At 66.0% G+C, this 19,584-nt stretch carries 24 protein-coding genes; 17 read left to right on the top strand and 7 right to left on the bottom strand.

Going from position 1 to position 19,584, the window contains the following annotated elements; all coding sequences use genetic code 11:
- The first annotated feature begins 385 nt into the window (after positions 1 to 385).
- Genes rplN through rplO form a run of 10 tightly spaced genes read left to right on the top strand, consistent with a single transcriptional unit; the run spans position 386 to position 4,509 of the window.
- Positions 386 to 754 carry a 50S ribosomal protein L14 gene (gene rplN, locus AWC27_RS24210; protein WP_003403649.1) on the top strand — a complete coding sequence of 123 codons (369 nt, stop codon included), beginning with the start codon at positions 386 to 388 and terminating at the stop codon, positions 752 to 754.
- Entirely contained in the window at positions 755 to 1,072 is a 318-nt protein-coding gene (gene rplX / locus AWC27_RS24215) for a 50S ribosomal protein L24 (protein WP_085672808.1), read from the top strand.
- A gap of 2 nt (positions 1,073 to 1,074) precedes the next feature.
- Positions 1,075 to 1,638 (top strand): 50S ribosomal protein L5, encoded by a 564-nt coding sequence (rplE, locus tag AWC27_RS24220; RefSeq protein WP_085672809.1) that lies wholly within the window; start codon positions 1,075 to 1,077, stop codon positions 1,636 to 1,638.
- Between the two features lie 4 nt (positions 1,639 to 1,642).
- On the top strand, positions 1,643 to 1,828 hold the full coding sequence (locus tag AWC27_RS24225) for a type Z 30S ribosomal protein S14 (RefSeq protein ID WP_011739072.1): 186 nt from the start codon (positions 1,643 to 1,645) through the stop codon (positions 1,826 to 1,828).
- Between the two features lie 15 nt (positions 1,829 to 1,843).
- Positions 1,844 to 2,242, top strand: a complete 399-nt coding sequence (rpsH, locus tag AWC27_RS24230) for a 30S ribosomal protein S8 (protein ID WP_083116100.1) — start codon at positions 1,844 to 1,846, stop codon at positions 2,240 to 2,242.
- Between the two features lie 25 nt (positions 2,243 to 2,267).
- Positions 2,268 to 2,807 (top strand): 50S ribosomal protein L6, encoded by a 540-nt coding sequence (gene rplF / locus AWC27_RS24235; RefSeq protein ID WP_085672810.1) that lies wholly within the window; start codon positions 2,268 to 2,270, stop codon positions 2,805 to 2,807.
- Positions 2,808 to 2,809: 2 nt separating this feature from the next.
- Positions 2,810 to 3,178, top strand: coding sequence for a 50S ribosomal protein L18 (rplR, locus tag AWC27_RS24240; RefSeq protein ID WP_085672811.1), 369 nt, complete (start codon positions 2,810 to 2,812; stop codon positions 3,176 to 3,178).
- A gap of 19 nt (positions 3,179 to 3,197) precedes the next feature.
- Entirely contained in the window at positions 3,198 to 3,887 is a 690-nt protein-coding gene (gene rpsE, locus AWC27_RS24245; protein WP_085672812.1) for a 30S ribosomal protein S5, read from the top strand.
- Positions 3,884 to 4,072, top strand: coding sequence for a 50S ribosomal protein L30 (rpmD, locus tag AWC27_RS24250; RefSeq protein ID WP_083116096.1), 189 nt, complete (start codon positions 3,884 to 3,886; stop codon positions 4,070 to 4,072). The genes rpsE and rpmD overlap by 4 nt, the downstream gene beginning before the upstream one ends.
- The gene (rplO, locus tag AWC27_RS24255; RefSeq protein WP_083116095.1) at positions 4,069 to 4,509 is read left to right on the top strand and encodes a 50S ribosomal protein L15; all 441 of its coding nucleotides are present in this window, start codon (positions 4,069 to 4,071) and stop codon (positions 4,507 to 4,509) included. The genes rpmD and rplO overlap by 4 nt, the downstream gene beginning before the upstream one ends.
- A 12-nt stretch (positions 4,510 to 4,521) precedes the next feature.
- Here the strand turns inward: rplO and AWC27_RS24260 are convergent, their stop codons facing one another.
- Positions 4,522 to 5,448 (bottom strand): LLM class flavin-dependent oxidoreductase, encoded by a 927-nt coding sequence (locus AWC27_RS24260; RefSeq protein WP_085672813.1) that lies wholly within the window; start codon positions 5,446 to 5,448, stop codon positions 4,522 to 4,524.
- Between the two features lie 50 nt (positions 5,449 to 5,498).
- Here AWC27_RS24260 and sppA point away from each other — a divergent pair, with 50 nt between their 5' ends.
- A complete protein-coding gene (gene sppA, locus AWC27_RS24265; protein ID WP_085672814.1) occupies positions 5,499 to 7,247 on the top strand; it encodes a signal peptide peptidase SppA in 1,749 nt (582 codons plus the stop codon).
- A gap of 2 nt (positions 7,248 to 7,249) precedes the next feature.
- On the opposite strand, the gene AWC27_RS24270 is transcribed toward sppA, so the two are convergent.
- Together AWC27_RS24270 and AWC27_RS24275 are read right to left on the bottom strand one after the other, a co-directional pair.
- On the bottom strand, positions 7,250 to 8,164 hold the full coding sequence (locus AWC27_RS24270; RefSeq protein WP_085672815.1) for a class I SAM-dependent methyltransferase: 915 nt from the start codon (positions 8,162 to 8,164) through the stop codon (positions 7,250 to 7,252).
- 18 nt (positions 8,165 to 8,182) lie between these two features.
- On the bottom strand, positions 8,183 to 9,133 hold the full coding sequence (locus tag AWC27_RS24275) for a class I SAM-dependent methyltransferase (RefSeq protein WP_085672816.1): 951 nt from the start codon (positions 9,131 to 9,133) through the stop codon (positions 8,183 to 8,185).
- A 104-nt stretch (positions 9,134 to 9,237) separates the two neighbouring features.
- Between AWC27_RS24275 and AWC27_RS24280 the strand changes: the two genes are divergently transcribed.
- Both AWC27_RS24280 and AWC27_RS24285 read left to right on the top strand, forming a co-directional pair.
- Positions 9,238 to 10,014, top strand: a complete 777-nt coding sequence (locus AWC27_RS24280) for an SDR family NAD(P)-dependent oxidoreductase (protein ID WP_085672817.1) — start codon at positions 9,238 to 9,240, stop codon at positions 10,012 to 10,014.
- Positions 10,011 to 11,252, top strand: a complete 1,242-nt coding sequence (locus AWC27_RS24285; protein WP_085672818.1) for a zinc-dependent alcohol dehydrogenase — start codon at positions 10,011 to 10,013, stop codon at positions 11,250 to 11,252. Before AWC27_RS24280 ends, AWC27_RS24285 begins: the two co-directional genes overlap by 4 nt.
- On the opposite strand, the gene AWC27_RS24290 is transcribed toward AWC27_RS24285, so the two are convergent.
- Entirely contained in the window at positions 11,234 to 11,803 is a 570-nt protein-coding gene (locus AWC27_RS24290) for a class I SAM-dependent methyltransferase (RefSeq protein WP_372516887.1), read from the bottom strand. The two genes, AWC27_RS24285 and AWC27_RS24290, sit on opposite strands and share 19 nt — an antisense overlap.
- 74 nt (positions 11,804 to 11,877) lie before the next feature.
- On the opposite strand from AWC27_RS24290, the gene AWC27_RS24295 reads away from it, so the two are divergent.
- Positions 11,878 to 12,819, top strand: coding sequence for a helix-turn-helix transcriptional regulator (locus tag AWC27_RS24295; protein WP_085672820.1), 942 nt, complete (start codon positions 11,878 to 11,880; stop codon positions 12,817 to 12,819).
- On the opposite strand, the gene AWC27_RS24300 is transcribed toward AWC27_RS24295, so the two are convergent.
- From AWC27_RS24300 to AWC27_RS24310, 3 genes are read right to left on the bottom strand one after another with little or no spacing between them, the layout of a single operon-like run.
- Positions 12,735 to 13,613, bottom strand: a complete 879-nt coding sequence (locus AWC27_RS24300; RefSeq protein WP_085672821.1) for an MBL fold metallo-hydrolase — start codon at positions 13,611 to 13,613, stop codon at positions 12,735 to 12,737. The two genes, AWC27_RS24295 and AWC27_RS24300, sit on opposite strands and share 85 nt — an antisense overlap.
- Positions 13,613 to 14,263 carry an L-fuculose-phosphate aldolase gene (locus AWC27_RS24305; RefSeq protein ID WP_085672822.1) on the bottom strand — a complete coding sequence of 217 codons (651 nt, stop codon included), beginning with the start codon at positions 14,261 to 14,263 and terminating at the stop codon, positions 13,613 to 13,615. The genes AWC27_RS24300 and AWC27_RS24305 overlap by 1 nt, the downstream gene beginning before the upstream one ends.
- Entirely contained in the window at positions 14,260 to 15,240 is a 981-nt protein-coding gene (locus AWC27_RS24310; protein ID WP_085672823.1) for an NAD(P)-dependent oxidoreductase, read from the bottom strand. The genes AWC27_RS24305 and AWC27_RS24310 overlap by 4 nt, the downstream gene beginning before the upstream one ends.
- A gap of 30 nt (positions 15,241 to 15,270) precedes the next feature.
- Here AWC27_RS24310 and AWC27_RS24315 point away from each other — a divergent pair, with 30 nt between their 5' ends.
- From AWC27_RS24315 to AWC27_RS24325, 3 genes are all read left to right on the top strand, one after another.
- Positions 15,271 to 16,608, top strand: coding sequence for a xylulokinase (locus AWC27_RS24315; RefSeq protein ID WP_085672824.1), 1,338 nt, complete (start codon positions 15,271 to 15,273; stop codon positions 16,606 to 16,608).
- Positions 16,609 to 16,649: 41 nt separating this feature from the next.
- Positions 16,650 to 17,315, top strand: a complete 666-nt coding sequence (locus AWC27_RS24320; protein ID WP_085672825.1) for a GNAT family N-acetyltransferase — start codon at positions 16,650 to 16,652, stop codon at positions 17,313 to 17,315.
- A 239-nt stretch (positions 17,316 to 17,554) separates the two neighbouring features.
- Positions 17,555 to 19,584 (top strand): AMP-binding protein (locus AWC27_RS24325; RefSeq protein ID WP_139837189.1); only part of this gene is annotated, 2,030 nt, incomplete at its 3' end.

The following is a 19,584-nucleotide window of genomic DNA, read 5'->3' on the forward strand; positions in this document are numbered from 1 at the left end:
ACCACCCGACACACAGACCCCGACAACTACTTCGGCCTACCCCCACCCAACCCCGACGACGAACCACCACCCTTCTAGACGGCGACCCGGAAAGATCAGGGCCGCTTCAGAACCAACGCCTCGATCTCCCGCGTTCGTCGCGGCAACACTGCGCATCGCTCGATGAAACGCATTCGGATCGTCAAAAGACTGCCGGACGGGCTCGGACATCGCCGGTGAATTTGGCGCTGAGCTGGCCGTCCCCTAGACTCTAGGGGTTGCCTTGGGCAGACCTCGGCTGGTGCGTGCAATCGCTACCGGCCCCGCGTGCCCTTCGGTGACAAAGACCGCGCACGTCAGAGGGCTCGTTTTTGCCGTGCACACGTGAACCAGGTCAGGAGATCGAGTGATTCAGCAGGAATCGCGGCTCAAGGTCGCCGACAACACCGGCGCCAAGGAGATCTTGTGCATTCGGGTCCTCGGCGGTTCGTCGCGACGCTACGCCGGCATCGGTGACGTCATCGTCGCCACCGTCAAGGACGCTATCCCCGGCGGCAACGTCAAGCGCGGCGACGTCGTCAAGGCCGTCGTGGTGCGCACCGTCAAGGAGCGTCGCCGCCCCGACGGCAGCTACATCAAGTTCGACGAGAACGCCGCGGTGATCATCAAGCCCGACAACGACCCGCGCGGCACCCGCATCTTCGGGCCGGTCGGCCGCGAACTGCGCGAGAAGCGATTCATGAAGATCATTTCGCTGGCCCCGGAGGTGTTGTAAATGAAGGTCCACAAGGGCGACACCGTGCTGGTGATTGCCGGTAAGGACAAAGGCGCCAAAGGCAAAGTCTTGCAGGCCTACCCGACCCGCAACCGTGTGCTGGTCGAGGGCGTCAACCGGATCAAGAAGCACACCGCGATCTCGACCAACCAGCGTGGCGCGCGGTCGGGCGGCATCGTCACCCAGGAAGCGCCGATCCACGTTTCCAACGTGATGGTGGTCGACTCCGACGGCAAGCCCACCCGCATCGGCTACCGGGTGGACGAGGAGACCGGCAAACGGGTCCGTATCTCGAAGCGCAACGGCAAGGACATTTGAGCATGACTACCGCAGAGAAGACTCAGCCGCGCCTGAAACAGCGCTACCGCAACGAGATTCGCGACGCGCTGCACAAGCAGTTCGGCTACGGCAACGTCATGCAGATCCCGACGGTGACCAAGGTCGTCGTCAACATGGGCGTCGGCGAAGCGGCCCGTGACGCCAAGCTGATCAACGGTGCGGTCAACGACCTGTCGCTGATCACTGGGCAGCGGCCGGAGATCCGCCGGGCCCGCAAGTCGATCGCACAGTTCAAATTGCGCGAAGGCATGCCGATCGGCGCCCGGGTCACCCTGCGCGGTGACCGGATGTGGGAGTTCCTCGACCGGCTCACCTCTATCGCACTCCCGCGTATCCGTGACTTCCGCGGGTTGTCGCCCAAGCAGTTCGATGGTGTCGGCAACTACACCTTCGGCCTGGCCGAGCAGTCGGTGTTCCACGAGATCGACGTGGACAAGATTGACCGGGTCCGCGGCATGGACATCAACGTCGTCACCTCGGCGACGAACGACGACGAAGGACGAGCGCTGTTGCGGGCCCTCGGCTTCCCCTTCAAGGAGAACTGAGCAGATGGCAAAGAAGGCACTGGTCAACAAGGCCGCACGCAAGCCCAAGTTCGCGGTGCGCGGCTACACGCGCTGCAGCAAGTGCGGGCGCCCGCGCGCGGTATTCCGCAAGTTCGGGCTATGCAGGATCTGCCTGCGCGAGATGGCGCATGCGGGCGAGCTGCCCGGCGTGCAGAAGAGCAGCTGGTGACGGGGGACTAACGACATGACGATGACGGACCCGATCGCAGACTTCCTGACCCGTCTGCGCAACGCCAACTCGGCGTACCACGACGAAGTGAGCTTGCCGCACTCGAAGATCAAGGCCAACATCGCCGAGATCCTCAAGAAAGAGGGCTACATCACCGACTATCACACCGAGGACGCTCGGGTGGGCAAGTCGCTGGTCGTCCAGCTCAAGTACGGGCCCAGCCGCGAACGCAGCATCGCCGGTCTGCGACGGGTGTCCAAGCCCGGTCTGCGGGTCTACGCGAAGTCCACCAACCTGCCGCGCGTGCTCGGTGGCCTTGGCGTGGCGATCATTTCGACGTCTTCGGGCCTGCTCACCGACCGTCAGGCAGCCAGACAGGGCGTGGGCGGCGAAGTCCTCGCATACGTCTGGTAGTCGGAGAGAGACACGGAGACAGATAATGTCGCGCATTGGTAAGCAGCCGGTTCCGGTTCCCGCCGGAGTCGACGTAACGATCGAGGGCCAGAACGTCTCGGTCAAGGGGCCCAAGGGCACCCTGAATCTGACCGTCGCCGAGCCAATCACGGTGGCGCGCAACGACGATGGCGCGATCATCGTCACCCGGCCCGACGACGAGCGGCACAACCGCTCGCTGCACGGCCTGTCCCGCACGCTGGTGTCCAACCTGGTCACCGGTGTGACGCAGGGCTACACCACCAAGATGGAGATCTACGGCGTCGGTTACCGCGTCCAGCTCAAGGGTTCCAACCTGGAGTTCGCACTGGGCTACAGCCACCCCGTGGTCATCGAGGCCCCCGAGGGCATCACGTTCGCGGTCGAGACGCCGACGAAGTTCAGCGTCTCCGGCATCGACAAGCAGAAGGTCGGCCAGATCTCGGCGAATATCCGCCGGTTGCGTCGCCCCGACCCGTACAAGGGCAAGGGCGTTCGCTACGAAGGCGAGCAGATCCGCCGCAAGGTCGGAAAGACAGGTAAGTAGTCATGGCGCAAACAGTCTCCGCGACCCGACGGGTCTCTCGGCTGCGCAGGCACGCGCGGCTGCGTAAGAAGGTCGCCGGCACCGCGGAACGTCCACGCTTGGTAGTCAACCGTTCTTCGCGGCACATTCACGTGCAACTGGTGAACGACCTCAACGGCACCACCGTGGCCGCTGCCTCATCGATCGAGTCCGATGTGCGCGGTCTGGACGGGGACAAGAAGGCCCGCAGCGTGCGGGTCGGACAGTTGATCGCCGAGCGGGCCAAGGCAGCCGGCATCGACACCGTGGTGTTCGACCGCGGTGGCTACACCTACGGCGGACGGATCGCCGCGCTGGCCGATGCCGCGCGCGAGAACGGATTGAGTTTCTGATGAACGGGAGGACCGCATAATGGCGGAGCAGTCGGCTGGCGGGCAGGGCGCCCAAGACAGCCGCGACGGCCGTGACTCGCGTGACGGCCGCGGCCGACGCGACGGCGGTGGCCGCGGCGGTCGTGATCGGGATCGCGACGGCGAAAAGAGCAACTACCTAGAGCGGGTCGTCGCCATCAACCGCGTGTCCAAGGTGGTCAAGGGTGGTCGGCGATTCAGCTTCACCGCTTTGGTCATCGTCGGTGACGGCAACGGCATGGTCGGCGTCGGCTACGGCAAGGCCAAAGAGGTTCCGGCCGCGATCGCCAAGGGCGTCGAGGAGGCCCGCAAGGGCTTCTTCCGGGTGCCTTTGATCGGCGGCACCATCACCCACCCCGTGCAGGGTGAGGCGGCTGCGGGCGTGGTGCTGTTGCGCCCGGCCAGCCCGGGTACCGGTGTGATCGCCGGTGGTGCGGCGCGCGCGGTGCTGGAATGTGCTGGGGTGCACGACATCCTGGCCAAGTCGCTCGGTAGCGACAACGCGATCAACGTGGTGCACGCCACCGTCACCGCCCTCAAGCTGCTGCAGCGGCCCGAGGAGGTGGCCGCTCGGCGTGGTCTCCCGATCGAGGACGTCGCTCCGGCTGGGATGCTCAGAGCGCGGCGCGAAAGTGACGCGCTGGCCAGCGCGGCCGCACGCGAGGCGCAAACTCCGGGAGCACAACCATGAGCGACGCAAAGCTGAAGATCACTCAGGTGCGCAGCACCATCGGGGCGCGCTGGAAGCAGCGCGAGAGCCTGCGCACGCTGGGCCTGCGCCGGATTCGCCACTCGGTGATCCGCGAGGACAACCCCCAAACGCGTGGGCTGATCGCAGTGGTGAGCCACCTGGTTGAGGTGGAGGAGGCTAAGTGACCATCAAGCTGCACGACCTGCGGCCTGCGCCGGGGTCGAAAACCCCACGCACGCGAGTGGGTCGCGGTGAGGGCTCCAAGGGCAAGACGGCCGGCCGCGGCACCAAGGGCACCAAAGCCCGCAAGAACGTGCCGGCGACCTTCGAGGGCGGGCAGATGCCCATCCACATGCGCCTGCCCAAGCTCAAGGGCTTCCGTAACCGTTTCCGCACCGAATACGAGGTCGTCAACGTCGGCGACATCAACCGGCTGTTCCCGCAGGGCGGTTCGGTCGGCGTGGACGAATTGGTGGCCAAGGGCGCCGTTCGCAAGAACGCTCTGGTCAAGGTCCTCGGCGACGGCAAACTGACCGTGAAGGTGGACCTGACCGCGCACAAGTTCAGCGGCAGCGCACGCGAGAAGATCACCGCCGCCGGCGGCTCGGCCACCGAGCTCTGAGCCGAGATTGGGTTAGCCGAGCCGCGGAATCACTTCTGCGGCAAGGCGTTCCATCTGCTCGCGGTTCTGTGCGACGTCAGGGCCAGCGGGGTTGAGCAACAACATTTCGGCCCCGGCGTCGATCACTTCGTTTAGCCCGCGGACCACGTCGTCGGGTGTTCCGGACACCGGCACCGCATCGATACCGGCCATCTTGCCGTAGATGCGGCGCAGTCCGGCCAGCACCCGTTCGCGAGCCCGGTCGGCATCGTCGTCGATCATCAAATACACCCGTTTGCCGATGGTGAATTGCGTGGGGTCCTTGTGCTGTTCGGCGAGTTCGGCGCGCACGACCGCGACGCTCTCGGCGAAGGCGCTCGTGGTCGACGAGCCGGCGCCGAGGAACGCGTCGCCGTGGCGAACCGCCCGGGCCAGTGCCTTGGGCGCCGAGCCGCCGAACCAGATCGGCGGATGCGGTCGCTGCACCGGCTTGGGCTGAATCGGCAGATCGTCGACATGGCGGAAGCGGCCGTGGAACGTAACCCTGGGTTCGTCGGACCAGGCTGCCTTCATCAATTGCAAGCCTTCGGTGAAATAGCTTATATGCGTGGCCTTTTCCACGCCGAACGCCTCGAATCTGCGGAACCCGCCGCCGGGTGCGACGCCGATGTCGAGCCTGCCGTGGCTGAGCCGGTCGACGGCCGTGGCCGCCGATGCCAGCTGCAACGGATCGTGTAACGAGGTCACCAGGACGGCTACGCCCAGACGCAGCCGTTGCGTGCACGCCGCCGCATAGGCCAGCAACTCCAAAGGCGCCAACAGCGGCGCGTCGCCGATGATCTGCTCGAGCACCCAGCCGCCCTCGAATCCGAGCTCGTCGGCTCGCGCCAGATAGGAGCGCAGTCCGGCACCGTCAAAGCCGTCGGCATCGAGTTGGGGGATGGCGATCGAAAACCTCACTTCACCACCGTACGGGGCTGGTTTGCCAGGCCGGTCGGTACGCTGCAGAGATGTTCGCCTTTCTGCCTTCCCTGCCCGGTGTCGACGAGATGCGGGCCCTGGTCAACAGGGTGGATACCGCCCGCCACCACGGCGTACCCAACGGCTGCGTGCTCGAATTGAGCCTGCGCAGCACGCCGCCGGAGACGACGGGTTTCGATCCACTGGCGATCGTCACCGGGGCCGGCCGGCCGATGGCGCTGCGCGACGCCGTCACCGCGATCCACCGTGCCGCCGAGGATCCTCGGGTCGCCGGGCTCATCGCCCGCGTCCAGCTCGCCCCGTCGCCGCCGGGCGTCGTACAGGAGTTGCGCGCGGCGATCGCGGCTTTCAGCGCAGTCAAGCCGTCGCTGGCCTGGGCCGAAACCTACCCGGGCACCCTGGCCTACTATCTGGCCTCGGCGTTCGGTGAGGTCTGGATGCAGCCGTCGGGCACCCTCGGATTGATCGGCTTCGCAAGCAACGCCATGTTCCTGCGCGATGCGCTGGAAAAGGCGGGTATCGAAGCCCAGTTCGTGGCGCGCGGCGAATACAAGTCCGCGGCAAACCTTTTCACCGAGGACGGGTTTACCGAGGCCCACCGCGAGGCCGTCACTCGGATGCTGGAAAGCCTGCAGGACCAGGTGTGGCAGGCGGTCGCCGAATCCCGCAATATCGATCGGGCCGCGCTGGACGAATTGGCCGACCGGGCCCCGCTGTTGCGCGACGACGCGGTGTCCTCCGGCCTGGTCGACCGGATCGGATTCCGTGACGAAGCCTATGCGCGCATCGCGGAATTGGTTGGTGCGCAAGATGATTCAGATGAATCGGACGACACCGACGAGAAGCCGCCGCGGATGTACCTGGCGCGCTACGCTAATTCGGCCCGGTCCCGGCTGGCCCCGCCGGCGCCGTCGATTCCGGGCCGGCGGTCCAAGCCAACCATCGCCGTCGTCACTCTCGAGGGCACCATCGTGAGCGGACGCGGTGGACCGCAGTTTCTGCCGTTCGGTCCCTCCAACGCCGGCGGGGACACCGTCGCGGCAGCGTTGCGGGAGGTGGCCGCCAACGATTCGGTGTCGGCGATCGTGCTGCGGGTCGACAGTCCCGGCGGCTCGGTCACCGCATCGGAAACCATTTGGCGCGAGGTGAAGCGGGCACGCGAGCGCGGCAAGCCGGTAGTGGCGTCAATGGGCGCGGTCGCCGCGTCCGGCGGCTACTACGTCTCGATGGGCGCCGACGCGATCGTGGCCAATCCCGCTACGATCACCGGTTCGATCGGCGTGCTCACCGGAAAGCTGGTCGTGCGCGACCTCAAGGACCGGCTCGGTGTGCGCTCGGATACGGTGCGTACCAACGCCAATGCCGATGCCTGGTCGATCGACGCACCCTTTACTCCCGAGCAGCAGGCACACCGTGAGGCCGAGGCCGACCTGTACTACACCGACTTCGTGGAGCGCGTCGCGCAGGGCCGCAACCTCAGCATCGAAGCGGTGGATGTCGTTGCGCGAGGCCGGGTTTGGACCGGCGCGGACGCCCTGGAACGTGGTTTGGTCGACGAATTGGGTGGCCTGGAAACCGCGGTGCGCCGGGCAAAGGTGCTCGCCGGATTCGACGAAGACACCGACGTCCGCCTGGTCAACTATCCGGGCTCGTCGCTGCTGGACGTGATCCGCCCGCGCACGTCGTCGCAACCCGCGGCGGCGTGGATACCGGAAGCGTTGGGCGCGCTACTCAGTCGTGGGGCAAGCGCCTTGTGGCTGGGGGAGTCGCGCTTCTAGCGCTAACCGGGCAGCTCACCGCTGATGAAGATGATTTCACCCAGCGGGTCGTCTTCTTCGAGCGGACGCACGGTTATGCCGTTGCGCCGGTACAGTTCGCTTCGGGTCACACCGTCGGCGTCCCAGCCCTTGGCGCGCAGGTAGTCGATGACGTGGTTGCGTTCGCCGGCATAGACCAGCGACCCCATATCGATATCGACTCCGTGCTCGCGGAACCGCCCGGACATTTCCCGGGCCCGGTCCACGTCGAAATCCACTATGCCAGGTACGAACTCGGTGCCAACCGTGCTGCCCGGTGCGCTCAGCGCAGTGATGTCGTCGAACAGCCGGTCCTGGGCATCCGGCGGCAAGTAGATCAGCAGGCCTTCGGCCAGCCACGCCGTCGGCGCCGCGGGGTCCAGGCCGGCCGTTTGCAGTGCCGCCGGCCAGTCGCCGCGCAGGTCGATGGGGATGGCGCGGCGGGTCGCGGTGGGCTCGGCGCCGATGTCGGCCAGCGCCGCCGTCTTGAATTCGATCACCCGTGGCTGGTCGAGTTCATACACCACCGTCCCGGCCGGCCAGGGCAGTCGGTAGGCGCGCGCGTCCAGCCCGGACGCCAGGATCACCGCCTGCCGGATGCCGCTGGCCGTCGCTTCGACGAAGTAGTCGTCATAAAACTTGGTGCGCACCGCCATTCCGTCGATCATCGCCTGCACGCGCACCTTTGAATCGTCTTCGACCGCATCGAAATCGAGCTCGCCGTCGATCATTTTGCTGAAGAAGTCGATGCCGACGGCACGCACCAGCGGTTCGGCGAACGGATCGTTGATCAGACCGCGCGGATCCCGCGTGGCCATCGCACGGCCCGTGGCGACCATGGTCGCGGTGGCGCCGACGCTGGACGCGAGATCCCAGTGATCGTCGTGGCTGCGTGGCATGTCAGTCCTATCTCGGGCTTAGCTCCGGGTCTTGTACAGCGTGCCGCTGATGTAGAGCATTTCACCCGTTGACATATCCTCGTCGTCGAGGGGGGGAAGGTTGTTGGCCGCACGCAGCTCGTGCAGGGGCAGGCTCGTGGTCAACCAGCCATGGTCGGACAGGTAGGCCGCGGCCTCATTGCGCTCCCCGAAGTAGAGCAGTCCAGTCATGTCGACGTCGAAGCCGTGTGCGCGCCACCGGTCGGACATGTTCTGCATGCGTTGTCTAATCCGGTTCTCGTCGCCGGCGGCGGCCATGCTTTCGGTAGCCACGCGGCTGCCGGGCGCGCTGAGCTCGGTGACGGTATCCAGGAGGCGATCCTGGGCTTCGGGCGGCAGATATCCGAGTAGGCCTTCGGCGATCCAGGCGGTGGGCTGGGCCGGATCGAAGCCCGCCGCGCGCAATGCGGCCGGCCAGTCTTCGCGTAGGTCGACGGCCACCGCGCGCCGGTCCGCGGTGGGAGCCGCGCCGAGCTCGCTCAGAGTCCGGGACTTGAACTCGATCACTTGAGGCTGGTCGATTTCGTAGACCACAGTCGCAGTGGGCCATTCCAGCCGGTAGGCGCGCGCATCCAGGCCCGACGCCAGGATCACCGCCTGCTTGATACCCGCCCGCGTCGCGTCCAGAAAGAACTCGTCGAAGAACCTGGTGCGGACCGAGATATTTTCTGCCACTTCGGCGATCGACCTGATCGGACGATTTGGGTCGTCATCGAGGTCGGTCAGGTTGAGGTCCCCGGTCGCCAGCCGGGTGAGCAGCTCCACGCCGACGCCGCGCACCAGGGGCTCGGCGAACGGATCGTTGATGAGGGGCTCGTCCGCGCGGGTGGCCATCGCGCGCGCCGCGGCGACCATGGTCGCGGTCACCCCGACGCTGGACGCCAGGTCCCAGGTGTCGCCTTCATGTCTGGCCGAGCCCGTTGCCGTCATGTGTTGCCCCGTTCAAAGAGAATGCCCGAAATTGGATATTTAGCAAATATAACAAATATCGCGTGGGGCTTCCCAACCGGGCAGCTTCGCGGCAACCTTGAGCGATGTCGTTCGAAACGGCAGGCAAGCGGATCCTCATCACCGGCGCCTCCTCGGGGATCGGGGCGGTGCTGGCCCGGCGGCTGGCCGCCGAAGGTGCGGTGGTGGGGCTGATTGCGCGGCGCCGTGATCGGTTGGCCGAGGTCCTGGCCGATTGCCGCGCGGCGTCGCCGAACTCGGCGATGTGGGTCGCCGATCTGGACGACTCGGCCGCCGTCGGTCTGCTGGCGCTGCAGGCCTGGCACGGTCTGGGGGGCATCGACGTGTTGGTGAACAACGCCGCTACGCCGAAGCGCCGGCGCGTCACCGCGCTCAAGCCCGACGAGGTGGAGACCGTCATGCGGGTCAACTTCTTCGCTCCGATGCGGCTAACCCTGGCGCTACTGCCGCGGATGGTGGCGCGCGGTACGGGGCTGATCGTCAACGTCTCGAGTCTGGCCGGCCGGTTCGCCATCATCCACGAATCCGCTTACTGTGCGAGCAAATTCGCTCTGAGCGGGTGGAGCGAGGCGCTGGCGGTCGACTTGGCCGGTACCGGAGTTGTGGTGAAACTGATCCAGCCGGGGCCGGTGGACACCGAGATCTGGGATCGGCCGGATAATGACGAGCCCGTCTACCAGGGACCCAAGATCGCGCCCGAGGAGGTGGCCGAGGGCATCGTCGCGGCCATGGGCAGTGACCGATTCGAGCATTACCTGCCCGACCTCAAACCGGTCGTCGACGCCAAGAATGCCGACGTCGACGCGTTCATCGCCGGTGCAGCCGGGATGGCACCGCAATGAAAGCTCTGGTGTATGGCGTGGCGCCGGAGCCGTTCGAGGTTGCCCAGACCGCCAACCAATTGGCCGCGAACTTGGCCCATACGCCGACCGCGCTGCGACAATTGCCCGAACCTGTACTGCTGCACCAGGATTGGGTCATCACCCGGCCGCGACTGACCGGAATCTGCGGATCGGACTCCAAGCAGATACTGATGGACTTCGGTGCCGACGATGCCGACAACGCTATGGCGGCGTTCTGCTCCTTCCCGCAAGTCATGGGTCACGAGGTGGTCGCCGACGTGGTCGAGCTGGGCCCGCAGGCCCGGGGTCTAGCGGTCGGGCAGCGAGTCGTGCTCAATCCGTGGCTGTCCTGCGCCCCGCGCGGCATCGAGCCGCCGTGCCCTGCCTGCCAGAGCGGCGACTACAGCCTGTGCTGGAGCTTCACCGACGGCGACATCAAGCCCGGCATCCACACCGGCGTCTCAGCAGACGTGACCGGTGGATACGCCGAGTTGATGCCCGCTCACGACAGCATGCTGTTCACCGTTGGGGACTCGGTTCCCGACGAAGCCGCGGTGTTCGCCGACCCGTTTTCGGTATCGCTGCATGCGATCACGCGCCACCCGCCGCCGCGCTCCGGCCGGGTGCTGGTGTACGGGGCCGGCGCGCTCGGACTATGTGCGGTGGCGATCCTGCGGGCGCTCTATCCGGACGTGGCGGTGGCCGTCGTCGCCCGGTTCGACGCGCAAGCCGCGCTGGCCCGCTCGTTCGGGGCGGCCAAAGTCCTTGCGCACGAGCCGCGTCTGGCCATCATCGAGGAGTTGGTGGCCTGGGGCGGGGGACGGTTGCGGCGGCCGTTACTCGGGCTGCCGATGGCTTACCCCGGAGCCGTCGATGTCGTCTACGACACCGTGGGCAAGCCGGAGACGTTCGAAGTAGGCGTACGCGTGCTCGCCGCGCGCGGGACGCTGGTCAAGGCCGGTGTGCACGCGCCCGGCCGCTGGGAGTGGAGTCCGCTGTACTTCAAGGAGATCAGCTGGGTCGGTTCCAACGCCTTCGGGATCGAGGAGGTCGACGGACAGCGACAGCATGCCGTCGCCCACTACCTCGATCTGGTCGAGACGGGCCGGATTGATCTGCGCCCCATGCTTACTCACACCTTCGCACTGGACCAGTGGCGCGACGCCTTCTATGCGATCGCCACCCAGGGCGAGAGCGGGGCGGTAAAGGTGGCTATCGATCAGCGGGTGCCCCGGTAGAGGACAAGCCGGCCAAGCACCCGGTGCGGGTAGGCGCTGACTTCGGTGCAGTCGAACCCCGCGGCGCCCAACAGCTGGGGAATCCCGTCGGCGTGAATATCGACCAGGTGCAGGCTGCCGCCGGGACGCAACACCCGGAAAATCTCGGCTACCGCGGCGGGTTTCGCCTCCTGGTAGATGTGGTGCAGCATCATCGACGACAGCACCCGATCGAACTCGCCGTCGGCGTAGGGGAGTCGCTGGGCGTAGGCCCGCTCGAATCGGATGCCGGACAGTCGCCTTGCCTTCCGCTGCGCCCGGCGCAGGACCCGGGGATCGGGATCGCAACCTATGACCTCGGCCGAGGGCTGGTCACGTTTGAGCAAGATGGTGAGATTTCCGGTTCCGCAGCCGATTTCCAGGACTCGATCCCCGTCAGTGACTTCGGCCTGTGCGATCAGTTTTTTGTAGACCCGGTTGAGGCCCAGCAGGCGGGCCAGTGGGTCGTAGCAGGGCAGGAGCGCGTCGTGGCGGGTGGCCGGAAGGTAGTCATGTGGATGATGTTTGGTCACAGAGTCCATAGTGAGCCCCGGTACGCAAGCACAATTGGGTGATCCTTGCCGAAACTAGGACTATCTTTGGCAGCGTGACGCATGCTGCTCGGTTGATCCGCCACCACGACGGCGTGCCGGTTTACCAGTATCGAACCGATCCGCAGACGCCCCCGGTGACGGTGATCCGAAGCGGCGACCCGGTTAAGGACCCGGTGGAGCTGCATCGGCACATTCATGATTTCCCGGCGCTCTGGTACGACACCGTTGCCGGTGTGGCGTATGTTGCTGCCGCGGGCCAGGTACTCGATCCCGGCCGGATCGACCCGGTGGGCGGCGGGGTAGCGGTGCTTTTCGATCCGGCCGCGCTCGGTGAAGACGCGCGATCGCCGTGGCCGGCCTGGCGGTCGCATCCGTTGCTCTTCCCATTTTTGCATGGCAGCGCGGGCGGATTGCTGCGCCTGGAAGTGCCGTCGTCGCGGCAAACCTTATGGCACAACACAATTCGATCCATCGAATCCGAGCTGACCGCGGCGCAGGACGGCTATCGGCAGGCGGTGCTGGCGCACCTGACCCTGCTACTGATCGATCTGGCGCGGCTGGCCCGCGACGTGGTGGCCGATCTGCGCAGTAGCGGGGAGCCGCTGCTGGCCGAGGTGTTCGCGGTGGTCGACCGGCGGCATGGCGAGCCGTTGTCGCTGAGCGACGTGGCGCGAGAAGTCGGCATGACGCCGGGACATTTGACCACCATCGTGCGGCGGCGCACCGGCCGAACCGTCCAGCAGTGGATCATCGAGCGCCGCATGGCCGAAGCGCGCGACCTGCTGGCCCAAACAGATCTTCCGGTCGCCGAGGTCGCCAGACGCGTCGGAATGCTGGACCCCGCGTACTTCAGCCGACTGTTCGGCCGGATGCACGGCACCTCCCCTCGGCAGTGGCGTGCTCGCCCGCTTCAGAGCGGCTCGAGATCCAGCCAGCGGTCGACGTCGAACCGGTCGGCAACGGCGCGCAGGGTTGCGCCGCCGCGGCCGGGGTAGTGCGCGGGTATCACTGCGGCGTTTGCCATTACGGCCTCGGTGAGTATCCGGCGCCGGGTGATGGCGGCCGCGTCGGCATCCACGTCGAAAGCGCAGGGGTGTCCGGGTAACCGCAGCTGCAGCGGGCTGTGGGTGAGATCGCCGACGAAGACCGCCGGTCGGCCCGCATCGAGCCAGAGCACAGAGGAGCCCGGTGTGTGCCCGGCGGCGGGCCGCAGTCGCAGCGACGGGCTGATCTGGTAGTCGTCCGACCACTGGATGAGCTGTCCGGCGTCCTCGACGGGTGCAACGCTGTCGGCGAATACCAAGTGGTCGTCGCCGGTCGCGGGCCCGTCCGGCGCAAAATGGCGAAAGTCGGCGGCAGCCAACAGGTATCGCGCGTTGGGGAACGTCGGCACCCAGCTGCCGTCGACCGCCATGGTGTTCCACCCGACATGATCGGAGTGGACGTGGGTGTTGACCACCACGTCCACGGCGTTGCGGTCGACGCCCGCCGCCTGCAACGCGGTAAGGAAACCGGTGTTGAGGTGATCCAGCGGCGGCATCTGCGGACGGTGGCGGTCGTTGCCGACACCGGTGTCGACGACGACGGTGAGACCGTCGACCTCGATGACCCAGCTTTGGACCGCAATGTGCCACTGATCGGTCTCCGGGCTGAAGAAGTCGGGCACCAGCAGGTCGGCATTGTCCCGCCATCCCGATTGCGGAGTCTTCGGGAAAAAGCTTGTTCCCAAGTCGAATCGAAGTTCAACAACCCGCGTCACACTGGCGCGGCCCAGCGCAAGCCGTGTCATCACAGTCCGCGCAAATAGGTATACACGCCGGCGAAGTTGCGGTTCACATCCTCGGGGACTGGCACCGGGCCGCCGAGAGAACGCGCTCCCCAAACGATTTGGGCGGTCCGCTCGACCAGGGCGGTGATGTGCAGCACCTTGTCGGGCCGCGGTCCGACGGCCACTAGACCATGGTTGGCGATCAGGGCGGCACCGCGGCCTTCTAAGGCTTTGACCGCGTTGGTGCCCACCTCGGGTGTGCCGGAGGCGGCGTACTCGGCGCAACGCACGTCCCCGCCGCAGTAAACCGCGAACTCGTCGATGCAGGCCGGAATGGGCTGGTGCGCGACGGCGAACATGGTGGCCCATACCGGGTGGCTGTGGATGACGCTGCCGATGTCGTCGAACGCGTGGTAGCAGGCCAGGTGCAGCTGCATTTCCGTCGACGGCTGGCGGCCCTCTTTGGCCTGCAGCACAGCACCTTCGGGGTCGACCAGCACCAAATCTTCGAGCAGCATGTCGGCATAGTCGACCGATGACGGCGTGATGACGAGGTTGCCGTCGGAGCGCCGGGCGGAGATGTTGCCCGCTGTTCCCTCGACCAATCCGCGGCGCAGCATGGCCTTGGCCGCCGCCAGGACCGCGGCTTGGGCGTTGTCGACAGATTTCATGGGCCCAGCACCTCCGGGTTGACGATATGGGTGGGCGTGTTGCCGGATAGCAGCGCGTCCAGGTCGTCGGCCACCATCTGCGCCTGCCGCGCCTCAGTGTTCCATGTGGCCCCGCCGATGTGTGGGGTTAGCACGACGTTGGGCAGGCCGGTGAGCGGATGGTCGGTCGGCAACCATTCGCCGGCGAAGTGGTCCAGGCCGGCGGCGGCCACCTTGCCGGTGCGCAGCGCGTCGACCAAAGCATCCGTGTCGTGCAGTTGGGCGCGGGCGGTGTTGAGGAACACGGCGCCGTCGCGCATGGCAGCGAATTGGGCGGCACCGATCATCCCCGCAGTGCCATCGGTGACGGGTGCGTGCAGCGACACCACGTCAGCCTCGGCCAGCAGTTCGTCCAGGCTGTGCCGGGCGTCGTCGTTGTACGGGTCGTGGGCGATGACCCGCATGCCCAGCCCGGCCAGCCGCCATTGCGTGGCACGTCCGACGGCACCAAGTCCCACCAGCCCTGCCGTCAGGCCGGCGATCTCCCAGCCGCGGAACCGCTGATAGGGGATGGAACCATCGCGAAACATGTTGCCGGAGCGGACATCGGCGTCCGCGGTCAACAGGTGGCGGGTGGTGGCCAGCAGCAGGGCCACCGTCATTTCGGCCACGGCGTCGGCGTTGCGGGCCGGGGTGTTGAGCACCGGAATGCCGGCCGCGGTGGCTCCCGCGACATCGACGTTGTTGGGGTCCCCACGTGTCGAGGCGATCGCTCGCAGGCCCAGATCGAGCACTGGTCCTTTCACCGAATCGCTCTCCACCACAACGACATCGGCGGATTCGGCGGTTATCCGTTCGGCCAGCTGCTCGGCGCTGTAGATTCGCAGCGGAGTCTGATCGATCCAGGGGTCGTAGACCACATCGGCTAGCTGCTGAAGTTTGGTGAACCCCGGTCCACGCAATGGGGCGGTCACCAGGGCACGCGGTCGGGACGTCACGAAACCCAATGCTGGCGTACCGTGGCGCCCGTGTCACGTGAGGACGTCACTATCGGGGTCGACGTCGGCACTACCGCGGTCAAGGCGGTCGCCGCCGACGAGGACGGAAACGTGGTGGCGCGGGTCCGGATCCCGCATGAATTGCGGGTGCCCGCCCCCGACCTGTTGGAGCACGACGCCGACGAGGCGTGGCGGCGTGGCCCGTTGGCGGCCCTCGAGCAGCTGGCCCGGCCGGACGCCAAGGCGGTGGCCGTTTCGGCGATGGTGCCGTCGATGACCGCCGTCGACTCCGCCGGCCGGCCCCTCACGCCGGGCCTGCTGTACGGCGACAGCCGGGGGCGGGTGCCCGGCGCGCAAGCTCAGCCGTTGCCGTCAGTGGGCGAGGCCGCGGAGTTTCTGCGCTGGACGGCCGCCGAAGCTCCGGACGCAGCCGGCTACTGGCCTGCCCCGGCGGTGGCAAACTACGCGCTGGCGGGTGAGGCGGTGATCGACTTCGCCACCGCGATAACGAGCCTTCCGCTTTTCGACGGCACCGGCTGGAATCCGGCCGCCTGCGCCGATTGCGGCGTGACCGTCGACCGGATGCCGCGGGTGGAGACGTTCGGCGCGCCCGCCGGCCAGGTGCACGGGACCCAGACCGTCCTGGCGACCGGTGCCATCGACGCCTTGTGCGAGCAGATCGTGGCCGGCGCCGATAACGACGGCGACGTGCTGGTGCTGTGTGGCACCACGTTGATCGTCTGGACGACTATTTCCCAGGCCCGTCAGATGCCTGGTCTTTGGACGATTCCACACACCGCTGCCGGCAAGAGCCAGATCGGCGGCGCTAGCAATGCCGGCGGATTGTTCCTCGGGTGGGTGGATAGCGTGGTGGCACAAGCTGATCCAGCCACTGCCGACCCCCGCCGGATACCGGTGTGGCTGCCCTACATTCGCGGCGAACGCACGCCGCTGCACGACCCCGATCGCCGCGCCGCGCTCAACGGCCTGGACCTCACCCAGGACGCGGCGTGCCTGCGTCGCGCCGCGTATGAGGCGTCCGGCTTTGTGGTGCGCCAACTGATCGAGTTGAGCGGCGCGCCGGTAGCGCGGATCGTCGCCTGTGGCGGCGGTACTCGGGTGCGGCCCTGGATGCAGGCCATCGCCGACGCGACGGGGCGACCGGTGGCGGTGTCGGCGGTGGCTGAAGGCGCTGCGCTGGGCGCGGCTTTCCTCGCCCGGATGGCGGCCGGCCTGGAGACGACGATCGCCGACGCCGCACGATGGGCACGGACCGAGCGCATCGTGGAGCCCCAACCAGGCTGGCTGGATCCGACCAAGGACCGCTATCACCGGTTCCTGGAAATCAGCGGTTCCAGACTGGCGTAACCGGTAGCGCATTAACGCGCGAGGCGCTCTACTCTTATGCCATGACCGACCACGACCAGACCGCCGTCCGCCGCGAGATCGCAGATGCACTGCTCGCCGGAGTCGAACGGCGGCATGAAGTTGCCGACGCCCTCGTCGAAGCCAAGAACAAGGCCGCCGCGGTCGAGGCGATCGTGGCGTTGCTCGGCACCTCTCACGTCGCCGCCGAAGCGGTGATGGGGATGTCGTTCGCCCAACTCACCAAAGACGCGCGGGCCAAGATCCTGGCCGAACTCGACGACCTGAACAAACAGCTGAGTTTCACACTCAAAGAGCGTCCGGCCAGTTCCGGGGAAACCCTGGAGCTTCGGCCCTTTGCGGCCGGCGAGGACCGTGACATCTTCGTCACGCGCACCGAGGACATCAAGGCCGCCGGCGACGGATCCGGCGGGCCGGCGGGCAACGTCGACGACGAGATCCGCGCGGCGTTGCGACGCGTTGACGATGAAGAGGCCGCATGGTTCGTCGCGATCGACTCCGGCGAGAAGGTAGGCATGGTGTTCGGCGAGCTCGTACACGGCGAGGTGAACGTTCGGATCTGGATTCACCCGGAGCACCGCAAGAAGGGTTACGGCACCGCCGCACTACGCAAGTCGCGCTCGGAGATGGCATGGGCATTCCCGGCTGTGCCGATGGTTGTCCGGGCACCGGCAGCCCATCCGGCCTAATAATCAGGCCAAAAATAACTATTGCTATCAGCTACTGTTGCTATAGCATAGGTATGCCGCCAGTGCACGCCGGCCAAGGTTGGCGTTCGATTGGCGAGGTAGGCCGGTGGGTCCTTTTGGCGACGAAAATTGCAGCAGTTTCCTCGATTTGCCCTGCGAGGGAGACGGCTATCCGCCCTGCGCCGCCTGGCGCCTAGCCGCACTCGCGATTCGTAAGGCCGCGAGGTTCTAGCGGCCGCATGGAGCTTTACGAGCCTGCCCTTCCGCTGACACGGGGGCAGTTGGACATATGGCTTTCCCAGGAAACCGGTGGTTCGCAGACGGACTGGCAGGTGGGCTGGTTCGTGCCGATCAGGGGTGTCGTAGATCCTGATGTCGTCGACCGGGCGATCCGCCAGGTGGTGGACGAGGCCGAACCGCTAAGGGTCACTTTCTGCGAGGTGGATGGCCAGATTTTCCAAAGTGCAGTTGATGACCCGGATGTAGAGCTTGTACGTCATGACCTCAGGCACTCGCAGAATCCCGTGCGCGATGCCTACCGGTTGGCTTCCTCCATTCAATGCACACCGCTGTGGCCCGGCCCACTGTATAAATTTGCGTTGTTTCAAACGCGGTCTGATGAATTCCATTTGTTCATCTGCAGCCACCATATAGTTCTCGACGGATTCGGTACCGTGCTTATCACTAAACGGATTGCCGAGGTCTACTCTGCGCTTATTTCGGGTAAGCCTGCGCCCGCGGCCGTTTTTGGCCCACTGCGGGATCTGGTTGACTATGAGTCAGAATACGAGAACTCCGGCGAATACCTCGAAGACCGGGCATATTGGTGCGAGAATCTTCCGGCTGAAAATGACCAGCGTTACCAGTTGCGGCAAGTCGCGAATCGGCCCGATTCTTACCCGGCCTCAACCCCAATTCAGTTGGACCCTGATGTGTTGCATCGAGTCGACGAATTCTGCAAGCTTCTTGGCCTCCGTCGCTCGTCGGTGATCACTGCGGCGTGCGCACTTCTGGTGCGTGAGTGGTGTGCCGGCGGATCAGACGTGGCGCTCGATTTCCCGGTTAGCAGGCGCGTCGGCGAGCAGTCCAAGACATTCCCCGGGATGGTCAGTGGATTTGTGTCGCTGGCATTGAGGGCCTTGCCGTCGTCGACAGTTGCCGATTTTTGTCGGCATGTTGAAAATCGGATACGAGACGCACTGCAGCATCAGCGATTTCCGGTGCACGTCTTGGAGAATAATAGTGGTCCGCGCGGCGCGGACCAGGGAGCGGCTAGGGTCGCCGTTAATTTCATCCCGTCGGTAACCATCTCGCCTTTCGGCAGCGCGCCGGCATCGATTGTCTACACCAGCTTTGGCCGGGTAAACCACTTTGGCCTTTACTTCGTCAAAGATGGTGACCAGCTTTTTCTGGTTACTGCAGGCGTTGGCCTGCCCTTTTCGGGTTTCGATGTCGCCGATTTAGCGCAACGCCTGCAGAGACTGTTGGGGGTGTTGGTTGGTGATCCGCAGCGGCGGTTGTCTGCGGTTGAGGTGGTGGATGGTGCTGAGGGTGCTGGGTTGGATGTGTTGGGTAATCGGGCGGTGTTGGCGGGGCCGGGGTTGGGGTTGGGGTCGATTGTGGAGTTGTTTGCCGGTGTGGTGCGGGGTAATCCGGAGGCGGTTGCGGTGGTGTGTGGGGGGCAGCGGCTGACGTATGGGGAGTTGGATGTTGCTGCGGATCGGTTGGCGGGGGTGTTGGCTGGTGGTGGGGTGGGGCCGGGGTGTGTGGTGGCGTTGTTGGTGGAGCGTTCGGTTGCTGCGGTGGTGGCGATGGTGGGGGTGCTGAAGACCGGGGCGGCGTATGTGCCGATTGATGCCGGGCATTCGGATGCCCGGATTGAGTTTGTGCTCGGCGATGCCCGGCCGGTGGCCGCGGTGACCACGGCGGATCTGGCGGGGCGTTTGGCGGGCTATGAGTTGCCGGTGGTGGTGGTCGATGCTGTTGGGGTACGGGGTGATTCGGGTTCGGAGTTGGTATTTCCCGGTGGGGATGATCTGGCGTACATCCTTTACACGTCGGGTACCACGGGTGTGCCCAAGGGGGTGGGGATTACTCATCGCAATGTGACCCAGCTGTTTGCCTCGCTGCCAGAGGGTCTGTTGCCGGGGGCCGGGCAGGTGTGGAGTCAGTGTCATTCGTTGGCGTTCGATTTTTCGGTGTGGGAGATCTGGGGTGCGTTACTGCATGGGGGGTGTCTGGTGGTGGTGCCCGATGCGGTGGTGCGTTC

The organism is Mycobacterium szulgai (assembly GCF_002116635.1).
GTDB classification, from domain to species: domain Bacteria; phylum Actinomycetota; class Actinomycetes; order Mycobacteriales; family Mycobacteriaceae; genus Mycobacterium; species Mycobacterium szulgai.

Excerpts from the sequence above, each read along its gene's own strand:
- AWC27_RS24225 (WP_011739072.1), top strand. The coding sequence starts at position 1,643 with ATGGCAAAGAAGGCACTGGTCAACAAGGCCGCACGCAAGCCCAAGTTC.
- sppA (WP_085672814.1), top strand. The coding sequence starts at position 5,499 with ATGTTCGCCTTTCTGCCTTCCCTGCCCGGTGTCGACGAGATGCGGGCC.
- rplE (WP_085672809.1), top strand. The coding sequence starts at position 1,075 with ATGACTACCGCAGAGAAGACTCAGCCGCGCCTGAAACAGCGCTACCGC.
- AWC27_RS24300 (WP_085672821.1), bottom strand. The coding sequence starts at position 13,613 with ATGACACGGCTTGCGCTGGGCCGCGCCAGTGTGACGCGGGTTGTTGAA.
- AWC27_RS24275 (WP_085672816.1), bottom strand. The coding sequence starts at position 9,133 with ATGACGGCAACGGGCTCGGCCAGACATGAAGGCGACACCTGGGACCTG.
- AWC27_RS24285 (WP_085672818.1), top strand. The coding sequence starts at position 10,011 with ATGAAAGCTCTGGTGTATGGCGTGGCGCCGGAGCCGTTCGAGGTTGCC.
- rplR (WP_085672811.1), top strand. The coding sequence starts at position 2,810 with ATGGCGCAAACAGTCTCCGCGACCCGACGGGTCTCTCGGCTGCGCAGG.
- rpmD (WP_083116096.1), top strand. The coding sequence starts at position 3,884 with ATGAGCGACGCAAAGCTGAAGATCACTCAGGTGCGCAGCACCATCGGG.
- AWC27_RS24320 (WP_085672825.1), top strand. The coding sequence starts at position 16,650 with ATGACCGACCACGACCAGACCGCCGTCCGCCGCGAGATCGCAGATGCA.
- rpsE (WP_085672812.1), top strand. The coding sequence starts at position 3,198 with ATGGCGGAGCAGTCGGCTGGCGGGCAGGGCGCCCAAGACAGCCGCGAC.
- AWC27_RS24270 (WP_085672815.1), bottom strand. The coding sequence starts at position 8,164 with ATGCCACGCAGCCACGACGATCACTGGGATCTCGCGTCCAGCGTCGGC.
- rpsH (WP_083116100.1), top strand. The coding sequence starts at position 1,844 with ATGACGATGACGGACCCGATCGCAGACTTCCTGACCCGTCTGCGCAAC.
- AWC27_RS24305 (WP_085672822.1), bottom strand. The coding sequence starts at position 14,263 with ATGAAATCTGTCGACAACGCCCAAGCCGCGGTCCTGGCGGCGGCCAAG.
- rplX (WP_085672808.1), top strand. The coding sequence starts at position 755 with ATGAAGGTCCACAAGGGCGACACCGTGCTGGTGATTGCCGGTAAGGAC.
- AWC27_RS24280 (WP_085672817.1), top strand. The coding sequence starts at position 9,238 with ATGTCGTTCGAAACGGCAGGCAAGCGGATCCTCATCACCGGCGCCTCC.
- rplF (WP_085672810.1), top strand. The coding sequence starts at position 2,268 with ATGTCGCGCATTGGTAAGCAGCCGGTTCCGGTTCCCGCCGGAGTCGAC.